Annotated in this window: 8 protein-coding genes; 5 read left to right on the plus strand and 3 right to left on the minus strand. The window is 45.3% G+C overall.

Annotated features, from left to right (window positions below; genetic code table 11):
- Positions 1-589 precede the first annotated feature (589 nt).
- Positions 590-2,191 (minus strand): AbgT family transporter, encoded by a 1,602-nt coding sequence (locus tag ACJJIP_RS01890; RefSeq protein WP_020414484.1) that lies wholly within the window; start codon positions 2,189-2,191, stop codon positions 590-592.
- Positions 2,192-2,522: 331 nt separating this feature from the next.
- Here ACJJIP_RS01890 and ACJJIP_RS01895 point away from each other — a divergent pair, with 331 nt between their 5' ends.
- Positions 2,523-3,224: a glutamine amidotransferase-related protein gene (locus ACJJIP_RS01895; protein ID WP_444946117.1), complete on the plus strand. Its 702-nt coding sequence runs from the start codon at positions 2,523-2,525 to the stop codon at positions 3,222-3,224.
- 637 nt (positions 3,225-3,861) lie between these two features.
- Entirely contained in the window at positions 3,862-6,849 is a 2,988-nt protein-coding gene (locus tag ACJJIP_RS01900) for a TonB-dependent receptor (RefSeq protein WP_444946118.1), read from the plus strand.
- Positions 6,850-6,971: 122 nt separating this feature from the next.
- Here the strand turns inward: ACJJIP_RS01900 and ACJJIP_RS01905 are convergent, their stop codons facing one another.
- Together ACJJIP_RS01905 and ACJJIP_RS01910 are read right to left on the minus strand one after the other, a co-directional pair.
- Positions 6,972-7,292 (minus strand): hypothetical protein, encoded by a 321-nt coding sequence (locus ACJJIP_RS01905; RefSeq protein WP_444946119.1) that lies wholly within the window; start codon positions 7,290-7,292, stop codon positions 6,972-6,974.
- Between the two features lie 297 nt (positions 7,293-7,589).
- On the minus strand, positions 7,590-7,721 hold the full coding sequence (locus ACJJIP_RS01910; protein WP_444946120.1) for a hypothetical protein: 132 nt from the start codon (positions 7,719-7,721) through the stop codon (positions 7,590-7,592).
- 1,125 nt (positions 7,722-8,846) lie between these two features.
- Here ACJJIP_RS01910 and ACJJIP_RS01915 point away from each other — a divergent pair.
- From ACJJIP_RS01915 to ACJJIP_RS01925, 3 genes are read left to right on the plus strand one after another with little or no spacing between them, the layout of a single operon-like run.
- Positions 8,847-9,947: an HlyD family secretion protein gene (locus ACJJIP_RS01915; protein ID WP_444946121.1), complete on the plus strand. Its 1,101-nt coding sequence runs from the start codon at positions 8,847-8,849 to the stop codon at positions 9,945-9,947.
- Positions 9,944-12,700, plus strand: a complete 2,757-nt coding sequence (locus ACJJIP_RS01920; protein ID WP_444946122.1) for an ATP-binding cassette domain-containing protein — start codon at positions 9,944-9,946, stop codon at positions 12,698-12,700. The genes ACJJIP_RS01915 and ACJJIP_RS01920 overlap by 4 nt, the downstream gene beginning before the upstream one ends.
- Positions 12,690-14,819, plus strand: a complete 2,130-nt coding sequence (locus tag ACJJIP_RS01925) for an ATP-binding cassette domain-containing protein (protein ID WP_444946123.1) — start codon at positions 12,690-12,692, stop codon at positions 14,817-14,819. The genes ACJJIP_RS01920 and ACJJIP_RS01925 overlap by 11 nt, the downstream gene beginning before the upstream one ends.
- Positions 14,820-15,070: the final 251 nt, after the last annotated feature.

The following is a 15,070-nucleotide window of genomic DNA, read 5'->3' on the forward strand; positions in this document are numbered from 1 at the left end:
TAAGGGTTATTACTGTGTCTGTTATAAGGACAATCTTGTCGGCGGAAGTCTGCTCTGTTTTGACGTCCGGATATGTCAATGGATGGATGGGCAATAACAGTCACTGCCTTATAAGAATAAGGTCAGTGCAGGGCACAACCATGGTGCTCATCCTGAGCGGATAGTGAATGATAGTTCGATCAGGGCAAGGCGCTGGTGGCGATAATCCGCGTATTGATCTCCGCTTAACGTTATTACAAGTATCTATATTACTTGTTTTTTTTAGGTCTTTTGAAGACTGTTAATCGATATGTGGATTTAAACCTTGTCGCCTAAAGAAAAAAAATACCCGTATGCTTGGTCATTTAAGAAAAAAATTCCTTAAATTCTTATAAATGCATTTTTTGTTTTATGGCGACTAAGCGATTGGGAATAATAGTTTTTCAGAAAAATTTGTCAGAAATCGGTTTTCGTTAAATATGTTCTCTGCAAGAAGCCTTGCCTGCCCGAAATTGGGACATACGTACTTTCTTTGGTGGCTGTAGTTAGGATTAGGACAAAGGGTTGTAAAAAAAAGAGCCCGCATAGGGCGGGCTCTGGAGTGTATGGTTTAGCCGCCGTAATAGGTTGCGGCTCCTGGACCAACAGGGAGGCCCAGGGCAAAAACCCAAATGTAGAAGAGGGCAGTCCAACCGATAAAGAAGAAAATAGAGTAGGGGATCATAGTGGCGATCAAGGTGCCCATGCCTAGGTCTTTTTTGTAGCGGGCGGCGAAGGTGATGATTAGGCCAAAGTAGCTCATCATTGGCGTAATCACATTTGTCACAGAGTCACCGATACGATAGGCCGCTTGAATAACTTCGGGGGCATAACCGAGCAGCATCAACATGGGTACAAAGATCGGGGCGGTTACAGCCCATTGGGCAGATGCGCTACCGAGCATCAGATTTACAAAACCGCACATCATGATGAAGAACAGGAACAGCAGTGGCCCGGTCAGGCCAATGCTCTGTAGAGCGTCGGCGCCCAGTACAGCAAAGATAGTACCGAGATTGGTGACTTTAAAGAAGGCAACAAATTGCGCTGCGAAGAACACCAGCACGATATACATGCCCATGCTATTCATGCTCTTGGCCATGGCATCGATCACATCGCGGTCATTCTTCATGGTGCCAACCACTTTGCCGTAAACAAAGCCAGGGATGGCGAAGAAGACGAGGATCAGGGATACAATACCTTTCAGGAATGGGGAGCCGGCTACCAAGCCGGTTTCCGGGTTACGCAGAACTCCCCACTCAGGTACAACAGAAAGAGCAAATAGAGCGGAAACGGCCAAGACAGCGAGACCCGCGTATTTAAGTCCCCGTTTCTCGTCATCGGTCAAAGTGCCCAGCTTGTCCTGGCTTAAATCTACCGAAGCTTCATTTGGGTCATACTTACCCAGCTTGGGTTCTACGATTGCCATTGTGACCCAGCTGCCGACAAGGGTAATCAGGAAAGTACTGACGATCATAAAGAACCAGTTTACTTCCGGACCGACGCTGTAGGTCGGGTCAATCATATGGGCCGCTGATTCTGTTATGCCTGAGAGTAGTGGGTCCACAGTGCCCAGTAACAGGTTGGCGCTGTAACCACCAGAGACGCCGGCAAAAGCAGCAGCCAAACCCGCCAGGGGATGACGGCCCAGGGAGTGGAAGATCATGGCTGCCAGAGGGATCAGCACAACATATCCGAGTTCTGAGGCGGTGTTAGAGATAATACCGGCGAAGACCACGATCACTGTGACAGTGCGCTTGGAAGCCTGCAGTACCAAGCCGCGTACTGCGGCACTCAGCAGGCCCGAATGCTCAGCTATCCCTACTCCGAGAAGAGCGACCAATACTGTTCCAAGAGGGGCAAAGCCGGTGAAATTTTTCACCAGGCTGGTGACGATCATCCTAAGGCCGTCACCGCTCATCAAGTTGAAGACTTCAATGACTCCATCTGGGTCACGGCCAGCTGCGCCCACAGGGCGGGGATCGGCGACGGACAGGCCAAAGTAGGAAGCTATGCCACTGAGCACTACCACCCCAACGGCAAAAAGTGCAAACAGGGTAATGGGGTGGGGAAGCAGATTACCAAGCCACTCCACTACATCTAGGAAGCGAGTAAAGGCCGTCTTGCGCCCAGGCGAACTATCCTGCTGATCGCTGGGGGAGGTCGTTGTGGTCATTGTTTGTCCTCAATCATTTTGGTGTCGGCTGCTCCTAATTGCCTCTGGAGCGTCCGTTAGCCGAATAATTGGCTGAAAAATGTGCTAAGGCGCGATCATACACAAAAGTCCTTTGGGTAAGAATGCCTGAGGGGGGAATGTTCCCTACGGGTGGATCGGTAATCACCAGTCAGATATACACTGGGGAGGGTGTTTTAAAGAAACGGCACTTCTATTTCGGTCACCAAAACTGTGAGTTTGTGACAGTCTTTTAACAGGTCAGCTTAAGAGACCTGTCATTCTTGAATATGCCATAATCCCAACACTCAGCAGTCAACTCAGCGGTGAAATAATGAAAATTGGAGTGTTAAAGACCGACGATGTGCGCAAGGAGCTGGTGGGCGAATTCGGCGAGTATCCGGAGATGTTTGCCGAGCTATTGCGCAGTCAGGATTCAGGGTTGGAGTTCGCTACCTACGAGGTACAGCACGGCCAATACCCGGAGCAGATAGATGAAGTAGATGCATATCTGATCACTGGTAGTAAAACCGGTGTTTATGATGATAAAGAGTGGATTCCGCCGCTGATGCAATTTGTGCGCAAGTTACACGATGTAAAGAAGCCCACTATTGGCATTTGCTTTGGACACCAGCTGATTGCTCAGGCTCTGGGAGGAAGAACCCGCAAGTCTGACAAAGGTTGGGGATTGGGAGTGCATACTTATGAGATGCAGGAAACTCCCTCCTGGATGTCTGAGCCGCTGAATAACTTTAGTTTGTTGGTTACCCACCAGGATCAAGTTGAAGCGCTTCCCCCGGGCGGCCGTGTGCTGGCTTCCAGCGAGTTTTGCCCTATGGCTATGTTGCAAGTGGATGACCACATGCTCAGCTTTCAGGCTCACCCAGAGTTTACAAAGCCCTATTCCAATAGCTTGATGGAGTTGCGCCGGAAAGCTTTCGGCGAAGAAGTTGTGCAGAAGGGGCAGGCTTCTTTACAAAATGATATCCATGAGAATGTCGTTGCCAAGTGGATGTTGGAGTTCTTGCGCAAATAATATATTTCAAGAGGGCGGGTTTCTCGTCCTCTTATCTTGCCTCTTCATCACTTTAACCCTACCGCAGAATTTTTTATTTTCATCAGCCTTGGTCAAGATATATATCCTTTGATTGCAAAATCAAATTTGGGTTTTGAATAAGAAGATATTGTGTAAGCAACCTTGCCAGTAATGTATTGATTTTGATGCAAATAATAAATTTTTTTGAATTTGATAAGAAATAATCATTTTTTATTTGTGGTGATTGATAGGGTTTCCATATCAAACTTATAAATTCCAGAATCTTTTTAATTTTCTGGGACAAATTACATTTTCAGTTATCTATTTTTTTTGGTTATCGAGTGGTTAGCACGTTCTTGGCGTGATTCTCTCTGATTTGTAACAAATGCAGAGCTAAAGAGATTGTTTTACAAAATATGAAGGAATAATGTGTGTCTCAGTCTCTTCAAAGTGAACGTTTGCTTTTGATCCCATTTTAGGGTTTCTACGGGTCGGATGAGTTTATAACTGGTTGTTTAGAAGGAGTGGAACGTCTACTTGGTTTGATGTTGGAGGCTGTGGTAGCGGGGTAGATATTTTGAGCCTGATATAAAAGCCGATAAATTATAAATAAACTGACAATAAAAAGGGTGGCTTTATGACCTTATTCAAGAAGACAATAGTAGCTGCATCTATTAGCCTGTCGATTTTGGGCAGCCAAGCCATAGCTGCAGGAAATGTTAATGGAACGATTGATGGTTCAATTTTAGGACATAATGGAGCTGAGATAACTGACGCCACCATTATTATCGAAAATGAGAAGAATGGATTTAAAAGAACAATATCTACTGGGGTGAATGGGGATTTCAGAGTTAACCTTCCCAGTGGGGCCTATAAAGTTACGGTGCAAAAACGTGGTTACCAACCTACGGTTATTGAGAAGGTTTTAGTCTCGATTGGTAGTTCGGCCAGCTTGGATATACCTTTGTCACTGGGTGATCTTGAAGAGGTTGTAGTCTTTGGGGAGGTAGCTCCGCAAATACGTAGGGGAACAGCGGAATCCTCACTTAATATTGGGTTGGCTGATATAGAGATGCTGCCTGTTGCTCGTAACATTGAATCGGTAGCTTTGTTGGCGCCTGGGACAGTTCTGGGGGATTCCGGCTTTGGGGAAGATAAGGATCTGATTTCTTTTGGTGGCGCCTCTGTAGGGGAAAATGCATATTATATTGATGGTCTCAATGTTACAAATTTCCGAAATGGACTTGGTGGTTCTTCAGTACCCTTTGAATTTTATGATCAGTTTCAAATAAAAACTGGGGGATATAGCGCTGAATTTGGTCGTTCACTTGGTGGGGTACTGAATGCTGTTACTAAAAGGGGAGGTAATGAATTTGAATATGGAGTGGTTGCTTATTACGAGCCTGTGGACCTTCGCTCAACTAGTCCTAATACAATATCCACTGATGGCACTCTTTATGATTTAAATTCCGAAAACGAAAAATCAAGATATACGACTGACTATTATGTCAGTGGGCCGATAGTTCCTGATAAACTATTTTTCTATGCCTTATATGAGCAGCAGGAAACGATTGAAGAATTTACAACAAGGGCTGATCCGGGTACTTTCAACGATAGAGAGATTGGTGATGATTTCTGGGGAGTAAATTTAACCTGGAATATTACTGATAATCATATATTTTCCTACGTACATTTCTCAGATGAGCGCACCAGAGAGAACAGGCAATTAAACTATGACCCTTACAATAAGGATGATCAAGGATATAAAGGTACAGTATGGGATGAGCGAGGAGGAGAAAACTGGCTTGTTCGATACGACGGGCAAATAACTGATAACTTTAGTGTATCACTTCTCCATGGTGAGAATGAATATTCCCTAACCACTACGAGCACTACCGATACAGAATGCCCATATGTTGTTGATACAAGTGATGGAGCAATACCGGGGAATTCTTCTACATTTCCTGGCTGTGAGGCTAGTGCCAGGCCTCAAACTGGTGGTGATGAGCGCGTTGCTGATCGTATAGATTTTGAATGGGTCTTAGGGGATCACACCTTACGATTTGGTTATGATCAAGAAAATAACTCCTCAAGTTCTGCAGAAACTTATTCGGGTACTGGGTTGCGAGCAGATGGAGGTGTCTACTATAGATATTATACTTTTACGCCAAGTGCAGAACTATCAAATGGGGGGATCGTTCCCGATATTCATGGGGATGGATCAGATGTCCACATTGTTCGATATCGCCTGGGGGAAGTGTCAGGTGACTTTGAAGTGGAGTCTAAAGCATTTTACATTGAGGATACTTGGGATATCACTGACACCCTTACTATAAGTGCAGGGCTTCGCAATGAGACCTTTTCTAATTATAACGGTGAGGGGGATGTATTTATTGAAATTGATGATCAGTGGGCGCCCAGGCTAAGCTTATCTTGGGACCCCTTTGGCGATGGTGAATCTCGTTTGTTTGGTAATTGGGGGCGGTACTTTATGCCGATTGCCTCAAATACCAATGTGCGTTTGTCTGGTGGTGAATTAGGGATACAGCGCTACTTTATATTTGATGGGGATTATGACCCCGTCACTGTTGCTCCATCTAATGTAGGTACCGATGGTATCCCTCTCTCTGAAGAAATAGGCTCCACTCAGATAACTTCCAGTGGCGAAGTTCCTGATAGCGCGCAGCTATCGGATCGGGATCTAGAGCCGATGTATCAGGATGAAATTATTTTTGGTTATGAAAAGGTTTTAAACAGTGATTGGACTGTTGGGTTAAAGGCCACCTACCGTGATTTGAAATCCCATATTGATGATGTGAGTATTGATCATGCTGTTGATGCACTGGGTTATGAGCATACTGGAGATGCTCATGGATATGTACTAGCTAATCCAGGTAATGATATTACTATACCTTATGATAGGTACGGAACTGGCGAGCTGGAGATGACAACTTTCCCTGCAGAGCTATTAGCTTACCCTGAGGCAAAACGAAAATATAAAGAGTTGGAGGTCTCGACCAAGCGAGGATTTGATGGGGTCTGGGGAATCAGTGCGAGCTATACCTGGTCTGAAAGTAAGGGGAATACTGAGGGTTATGTAAAGTCAGATAATGCACAAGATGATGCGGGAATAACTCAAGACTTCGATTTCCCTGAGTTAATGGATGGAGCCGATGGCTTTCTTCCTAATGATCGTACCCATAAGTTTAAAATATATGGTAATTATCAAATAATGGAAAGCCTACTTTTAGGGGGCAATCTACTTTGGCAATCAGGGCGACCTATTAACTCTTTTGGTGCGGGGCATCCTAATGGAACTCCTTCCTATGGGGATACTTATTATCTTACGGATTCCAATGGTAATTTGATAAAAGCAGAGCGTGGCAGTAGTGGACGAACTAGTTGGGTTAAACAAATAGATTTATCATTGGTTTATACTACTCGAATTGGTTTAGCTGATCTAGAATTAAGAGCTGAAATTTTTAACCTTCTGGATGCAGATGCTGAGACTGAAGTATATGAATTTGCCGAATTGAGTCCAGGGATTGCTGATCCGAATTGGGGTATCAATCAGGTTTATCAAACTCCTCGTTACTTACGTTTTGGAGCAAGTGCGCGCTTTTAAAATAAGAGGAGTATTTTTAGTAGGGGCTGTCTTCAGCTGAAGAGGAGGCGGCCTCTGGTGTTACTATTTATAGTTTTGGCTGATTGTTAATTTTTCTAATAGTTATTTTTGTTGTCAAAATGTTAGTTGATTCCCGACATTAAGTCTTCATCAAACAATAAAATTCTTACTGTGATAGGATCTTCGATTTGAAAAATCCTTCTTGCTGTTTCATCAATCCGGATAGAGAGTTTTTGCAATATTTCATGTGTGCGTGCAGGCTTTTTACTGCATATTATTTCGATATAACAGCCAGCGGGTTCTACATAATTTGATTCAACCACCGCTGTAACTGCATGCTCTCCTTTGGCTTCAAGCCCCTCGATAAGAATTTCATTAAATATGGCTGGCACAGAATCTGGAACCAGTTTTGAGGACTCTATAAATATCTTGCAGCTGGGCATGTGCTTCTACCAGAAAGGGTGATGTTGATTAGATGCTTTAAGCTGATATAAGGCTGATATAACTTCATGACTGGCTAGCCGATAGATACATTTCTCAATAATTCTCAATATGAAAATCTCAGCTGATTACATTATAGCTGTTGACCTTGAATGCTGCTTTGGCGCTCTCTGGAAAAAGAAGAGGGTATCGAACAGGTGAGAATATAGGTGTTAATAAAGCATGGCTATAGGCTTAGTAAAAGACTGCTAACAATGTCAGGATTAGTAATAGGGGCGCTATGGCTGTGGTGATTTCTATCATTTGCCAGCCAGCCAGCCAGCCAGCCAGCCAGCCAGCCAGCCAGCCAGCCAGCCAGCCAGCCAGCCAGCTTTTTGCCCATGTTCGACTTTGTGCGCGAGAGGAGTGTACAGGATTTGTACAAGTAACATATAGGCAGCCCAGATCTTTCCGGCTTACTTAGATGTATTGGGTTAAGATAGATTTTTACCGGATGGGGAGTCAGGTTGCGCTCAACCCAGGCTATATCCTTGGGTTTTATAATATTAAATGACTGGGCAGGTATGGTTAGGAAACACTCAGTACCCCTTGCCAGCTTAGCTTGGGCCAGCCTCATAGCCTGGTTCGGATCTGGTCACTGTTCATAGAAGCAGTGCCCATTATGGGCAACTGCTGCATCTAGGTAGATTAGCTTTTTATGCGCTTCCTGACTCTGTCTGCCTCAGCTGTACCAGTAATACAGGCAAAGCTACGGCCAACCAAGATGATATTGTCAAGCTCCTCCCATTCAATGACGCTGACTATATATTCAATAAAAGTTTCGATACCAATGCCGGGGTGGATTAGACGGTGCTTTTCATCCAAACCTGTCGGGGTGGAGCTGAAGGTGCGGTGTCAAGTTGCGACCAGCCTTTGGGCAACCCGCCACCAACACCAGCCACCAAGGAATAGTCCGTGTACTAACGCATAGGTTTTTTTGCCCTAAAGATTCCATGACGATTAATTTAGTGAGGTGTAAAAAATATACGTGTTTTTCTGTTCTATCGATTTCATTTATGTATTGGTTGGGGAGAAGTTGTTCGAGTAGGGGAGCGGCATACAAGTTAGGAAAATGACTGTAAGGTTAGGTTTTAATAGGCTGCTTTAGATTAAAAATATAAAAGTAAGTTATGTTTTTTAATTTCTAACTTTAATAACAGTTCTTCAGTAGGTCGTCTCTATAAGAAATTTTTAGAATTTTACTATTTGATAAATGTGAATTTATTTTTGTTCAATGTTGGATTTTTGATCATATAGGCAAGAAAGACAGCGATAAGTTAGTTGGATAGTTTAATATTTATCGAATTTGACTATCTGTTATAGGGCATTTAGATTTGGTTCCGCGATAAACAGCCAAAGGCTGTACGCATATAAAGGTGAAATATAAATAGTACTGGCCATAGTTGGTACAAATTAGGTGAATCGCATTGCCAACCCCCTTCATTAATACAACTCGATCTATCTCTGCGGATACTTTTTACTCGTTAGCATGGGCTACAGCTCTTGGTATATCGCTGATGGTGGCTTGGATAGTTTGGTTTCTGACAAAAGATATCACTACATACAGCGTTAGTGATCAAGCCAGGCTTGAGCAGGAGCAAAATACCGTACATGTGAGCACCCAAAGAACAGGGAGAGTAGTGTCTATCCAGGCTTCTCTGGGGGATATCCTCAAAAGGGGAGATATATTGGTACAGCTTGATACTGCTGCGTATGATCTTGATTTGGATGGGAATAATAAAATTTCCCAGAGCCTTGCAATACAGCTGGAGGCGATCGGGCGGGAACAAACCCTTCTGGATAAAAAGTTTGAAAAAGATAATAAAGCTCTCAACGGGCAGTTAAAACTCATTCGCCAGCAGCACCAACTTCAGATAAGTAATCAGAGGATACAGGCTGATGTGGCAGATCGTTATGAGCGATTATTGAAAAAACAGCAAAGCTCTGAATTGGATTATTTGGCAGCACAGCGAACTTACCAGCAAATGGCTATGGCAACTCTGGCTTCAGAAGCCCAAATTGAGGCGACCGTTGATCGGTCTGAGGAAATTGCCAGTGAATATCAACTTGCTCTTAGTGAGTTAAAGCAGCGTCGGGCGGATATTCAAAGTAAGCTTGCAGAGGTGGATACCCGCATACAGCGGAGTAACTTGGCTGTGGATGAGCAACAGTTACGTGCTCCAATTTCGGGTAAGCTCGCTTCTTTAGCGGATATTCGTGAGGGAGAGGTTCTGGTTGCTGGCCAACAGATTGCCACAATGCAAGCAAAAGGCATGATTAGCGTGCAAGCCTTTTTTCCTCCGGCCATGGCTTTAGGGCATATTCGTGAAGGGCAAAGTGCCCGGGTTAAACTAGATGGTTTTTCCTGGGCGCGCTATGGGCAGCTTCATGCTCGTGTAGAGAGGGTTGCCAGTGCTGTTCATGGAGATCGAATTTTGGTCGAGCTATCTCTTCAAGGCGAAGTGCCCCAACAACTACCATTAATGCATGACCTGCCCGCGAGAGTAGAAGTTGCTACCGGGATAAAAACTCCTTATCAACTGCTACTACAGCGAGTTGGAGATATGTTGACAGGGGAGCCAGATAGTAAGCTAAACAATGCGAGGTTTTCTCAGTGAGGCAGAAAATCCGCTGGCTAGTACCTGAAATTGTACAGACATCTAATATGGACTGTGGTCCGGCATCTCTGAAAAGCCTGTTGGAGGGGTTTGGAGTCAATGTCCACTATGGCCACTTGCGCGATGCTTGCCAGACCGATGTGGATGGTACTTCTATAAATACGCTGGAAAAAATTGCTGTTGAATTAGGATTAGATGCGGCTCAAATGGTCGTACCAAAAGACCACTTGCTAATGGATATTCCTGGTTATTTACCTGGGCTGGTGGTTGTGCGTTTACCTAATGGGAATACTCATTTTGTTGTTGCCTGGCGTAATCACGGTAGTGTTATACAGGTAATGGACCCAGCCAGTGGCCGACGTTGGCCCAATGTTCATCGCTTCCTCGAAGAATTGCATATTCATACTATGCGTGTTCCCCCCCAGGGGTGGCGCGCCTGGGCGGGAGGAGATGACTTTATGAATCCCCTTCGCACAAGAATAGTTCGCTTAAAAATTTCCGAATCACTCTGTGCGAAGTTTTGTCAGTTTGCACTGAAGTCAGACAGTTGGCTACCTTTAGCGTTTCTTGATGCATCTGTCCGTATGATGACCGCCCTGGTGTCCTCTGGGGCATTACGCAGAGGAAGCGAAGTTAGTGGGATACTACAAAAGCTGGTGGATGAATTTTCTGAAAGCTCTGCTGATGCTTTTAATTTGGTGCCAGAGAGTTATTGGTGTGCCCGTCCTCATTGTCCACCTGGTACTGACTTAAATACACCTTTCGAACAGTTTCCAGAACAATTGGAGTTCAGCGGTGCAGTAATAGTAAGTGTTAAAGGCTTACGTAAAGATGCTGAAGTGAAACCAAGCTCTGAGAACTTATCCAGAGCTTTAGAGGAGCCTCCTGTTCGTCCATTGCAGGAGCTGTTTGGAATGTTGCGGGATGATGGCTTACTCGCTCCACTCATAGTTATCCTGGCGATGATGGGAGCCGTATTTGGCTTAATGGCCGAAGCGTTGCTCTTTCGGGGGCTGATCGATATCCATAGTGAGCTGGGTACTGAAATACAGCGGACGGGTACTGTGGTGCTATTGCTGGGTTTTATGTTGACTGTAGTTCTCATTCAGTATCCTGCAGCAAAGATTCAACTGATGATTGGGAGGCACTTGGAAAACCGTTTTCGTATGCGTTTTCTCACAGCATTGCCGCGTATCCCGGATCACTTTTTTCAGAGTCGCCCAACTTCAGATACTGCCGAGCGCAGTCACCGTATTAGTGCATTACGAGAACTCCCTGTGCTGGGAGGTGGTATTCTTTTTAAAGTAGTTTCTTTGTTTGCTACGGCTGCTGGAATTATATGGATTGCGCCGACTGCTGCGCCGCTTGTAATTCTGATGGTCGCTGTCCAGGTATTGATTCCCCTTGTGTTCCAGCCTTTACTTAACGATCATCACATGCGTGTCCAGACACATGCGGGTGCCTTAGCGCGATTTTATATGGATGCGCTCTTAGGGCTTGTTCCGATTCGAACTCATGGTGCTGCCGAGTCAGTGCGCAAAGAGCATGGGAGCTTACTTACCGAGTGGGTGAAGTCCAGTTATCTTTCTCTGCATTTGCAATTAAACAGCCAGGCGGTGCAGATGATTATAAATTGTGTACTTGTCTGTACCCTGGTGGCTTACTACATCCAAGTTCGTGGAGCGAGCCCTGATCTATTGCTATTGATTTATTGGGTTTTAGCCCTTCCACCTCTGGGAGAAGATATTGCCGTATTAATGCGGGAGTATCCAAGACAGCGAAATACTTTACTGCGCGCCTTGGAACCTTTACTGGCGGTTAATGATAAAACAGAGGAGGGAGTAACGGATGATAATGATAAAGAAGAGAGCTTTTGCCTGACGCAACCGGCACATTTCTGCTTCGAAAATGTCAATGTCCAGGTCAGCGGTCGCACCATTCTTGATAGTATTAACCTGAATATTGTTCCAGGAGAACATGTCGCTATCGTTGGTGAGTCCGGCGCGGGAAAGTCCAGTCTTGCTGGCCTTTTGTTAGGGTGGCATAAACCTTCCAGTGGACAGTTGCTCTTGAATGGCTTGAAACTGCAAGGCCAGCTTCTGGCTCAATTTCGCATGCATTGTACTTGGGTAGACCCCGCTATCCAGCTTTGGAATAGTAGCCTCCTTGATAACCTGAATTACGGCAACAGCCCTAATAAATCCTTGTATCCAATTCTTGAGCAGTCGGATCTACTCAAGCTAGTGGCTTCGCTGTCAGATGGATTACAAAGTACCCTTGGCGAAAGTGGTGCACTTGTTAGCGGTGGAGAAGGCCAACGCGTACGCCTGGGGCGAGCCCTGGGAAAGGAAAACCCCTGTTGCGTAATCTTGGATGAGCCTTTTCGAGGTTTGGATCGTGAACAGCGTCAGCGACTTCTTGGGCGTGTGCGACAAATTTGGAAAGATACCACTTTGATCTGCATTACCCACGATATTTCTGAGACGCAGGATTTTCCCCGTGTGCTGGTAGTAAAGGATGGGCGTATTATAGAGGACGGCGCACCTAAAAAGCTGAAATCCCGTAGGGATTCCCACTATGCGCGGTTAGTAGTTTCTGAACAAAAGGCATGGGAAGAGTGTTGGCAGAGTAGTGATTGGCGCTACTTGCGCATGGCTGCAGGAAGCCTGTCAGAGGTAGAAAGGCCCATTAAGAATGAGGAGCCGATACAGCCAAAAGAAAGGCAGTCCGCGGAGGTGGTCCATGAATTCTGAAATTTCAAGCGACAAACTCCGCTCCCGTTGTTGGCCTGCCTCTCAACTAGATTCTGCCTTACAGGCGTTAGCCCGGCATTGTGGATTGGAGCCGGAAATACTGGATTACTCTTCAACAGATAATGAGTTGGACACGAACACTCGTCTACAAGCGAGTGCGGAAGCTCTAGATATACAGGTCGAGCAAGTTAGTTGTAGTTATAGCGAGTTGAGCCAGATGTTGTTACAGGCTTCACCTGCATTGGTTCGCTTAAATTTTGGTGAGGATGAGTATTTTGCCGCCTTATGTGGGGGGAATCGCCGTCAATTGCGTTTACTTACCCCAACGTTGCAAGTGGTTCAAAATTCTCTTAGTCAGGTGGAGGCCCAGTTCAGTCATAGACAAGTGACCTTCCAGCGTGAGCGTATAGCGCGTTTACTTGATGGTATTAATATTGGGGAGCGACGACGCGCGCGTGCGACCGAGGCTCTACTTAAAGAGAATCTGGCAGGGGTGCGCATTGAAGGTTGCTGGTTACTGCGCCAGCCTGCACATCGCTCTGTTTGGAAACAGTTACGCTTGCGAAGCCAGCACTGGCAATTTTTAGGCATGCTGGCCTGCCACGCAACACAAATGGTTTTTTTCTTGGCTAGCTGGTGGGTCATTGGACGTGCCGTATTGGGTGGCTATATCGATACGGGCTGGCTTGTTGCCTGGATATTGTTGATGGCTTCTCAAGTTCCTCTGTCATTGTTTACCTTACATCTACGCGGTTCTATATCGATAGAAAGCGGAGCACTCCTAAAACGACGATTACTTGCTAGCGCCCTGCGTATCAACCCAGACCGTTTGCGCCATATGGGCACTGGCCAAGTATTAGGGCGTGTTTATGATGCAGAAAATATTGAGTCTAACGCGTTACAGGGAAGTTTCCTTTTGGTGTTAGGGGCTACAGAGCTACTTATGGCTGTCTTTGTATTGTTGATAGGTGCAGGAGGGCATATATATCTATTACTTTTGCCTTTGTTTTTCATTGTGGCGATTGTCCTGGGGAGTGCCCAGTACCAAAGTCGTCGCAGCTGGGTTGTCCAGCGGCTATCAATGACAGATCGCTTAATTGAAAAGATGTTGGGTCACCGCACTCGCCTTGCCCAGCAAGCTCCGGTGGATTGGCATCGTGGTGAAGATCGGGAGCTGAGTAATTACCTGCAAGCTTCTACAGACGTAGATAGTACCATGGTGCGCTTAGTAGCTCTTTTACCGCGCATGTGGCTCTTATTTGGGGTAGTAGGATTGTTACCGGTATTCATTAGTGGTGATGTGAGTAGTGCTCAGCTAGCAGTGGCCTTTGGTGGTGTGCTACTCGGCTACCGTGCAGTGCTTAAATGTATGAGTGGTTTCACCAGTGCTCTGAGTGCCCTTTTAGCTTGGGAAAACGTACGAAAGCTATTTGCCCTTGAAATACCACAACCACACACTTTGTTTCGGACCGTGCAAGCAAATGGTGTGAAAACGCTTACAGCTAATCAACCTTTCATTTCCATGAAGGATTTGTGTTTCAGCTATTCTGGAAAAGGCAGGTCAATACTGGCCGGATGTACACTGAATATATATTCTGGGGATCGTATATTACTGCAAGGCGCTTCAGGGTCAGGCAAATCTACTTTAGCGAATATTATTACAGGTATCCATGAGCCAAGTGACGGACTGATGTTATTAAATGGGTACGATAGAGCCAGTTTTGGTTTGAATGAATGGCGTCGAATCGTAGCTTCCTCCCCTCAGTTCCATGAAAATCATGTACTTGGTGACTCGTTCCTATTTAATTTGTTGATGGGGAATGAGTGGCCACCAACGCAAGAGAGTTTGCGAAAGGCCTATGCAGTTTGTGATGAGTTGGGCCTGACTCCCCTGTTAAATAAAATGCCTGCGGGGATACTGCAGACCGTAGGAGAGATGGGATGGAAGTTGTCACATGGGGAGATGAGTCGGTTGTTTATTGCTCGAGCTTTGTTACAGGATGCCGAGCTGGTTATACTGGATGAAAGCTTGGCTGCTCTAGATCCTGGTAACTTACGTAAAGTGATAAACTGTATAAAAAAATATTCGAATACATTAGTTGTGATCGCTCACCCATAATTATCGATTAACATTGGCCTAAAAAGCTAAATTCGAGTTAAGCTTGCTATAGTCCATTATTCAGTAATGAATGATGGCAACTTTGACAAATTAAAGAGTAAAAGGAGATATGATATGCATAGTCAGACAGATATAAAAGCTGGTCCAGAGGCAAGTCCAGAGCCGCCAACAGATCAGGTTTAGAATATTTAGCAGTTTTAGGGTTAGAGGCTTAGCTTTCGGTCCGTACCATTTGTGTATCGGTACATGGT

The organism is Microbulbifer variabilis, assembly GCF_052467165.1.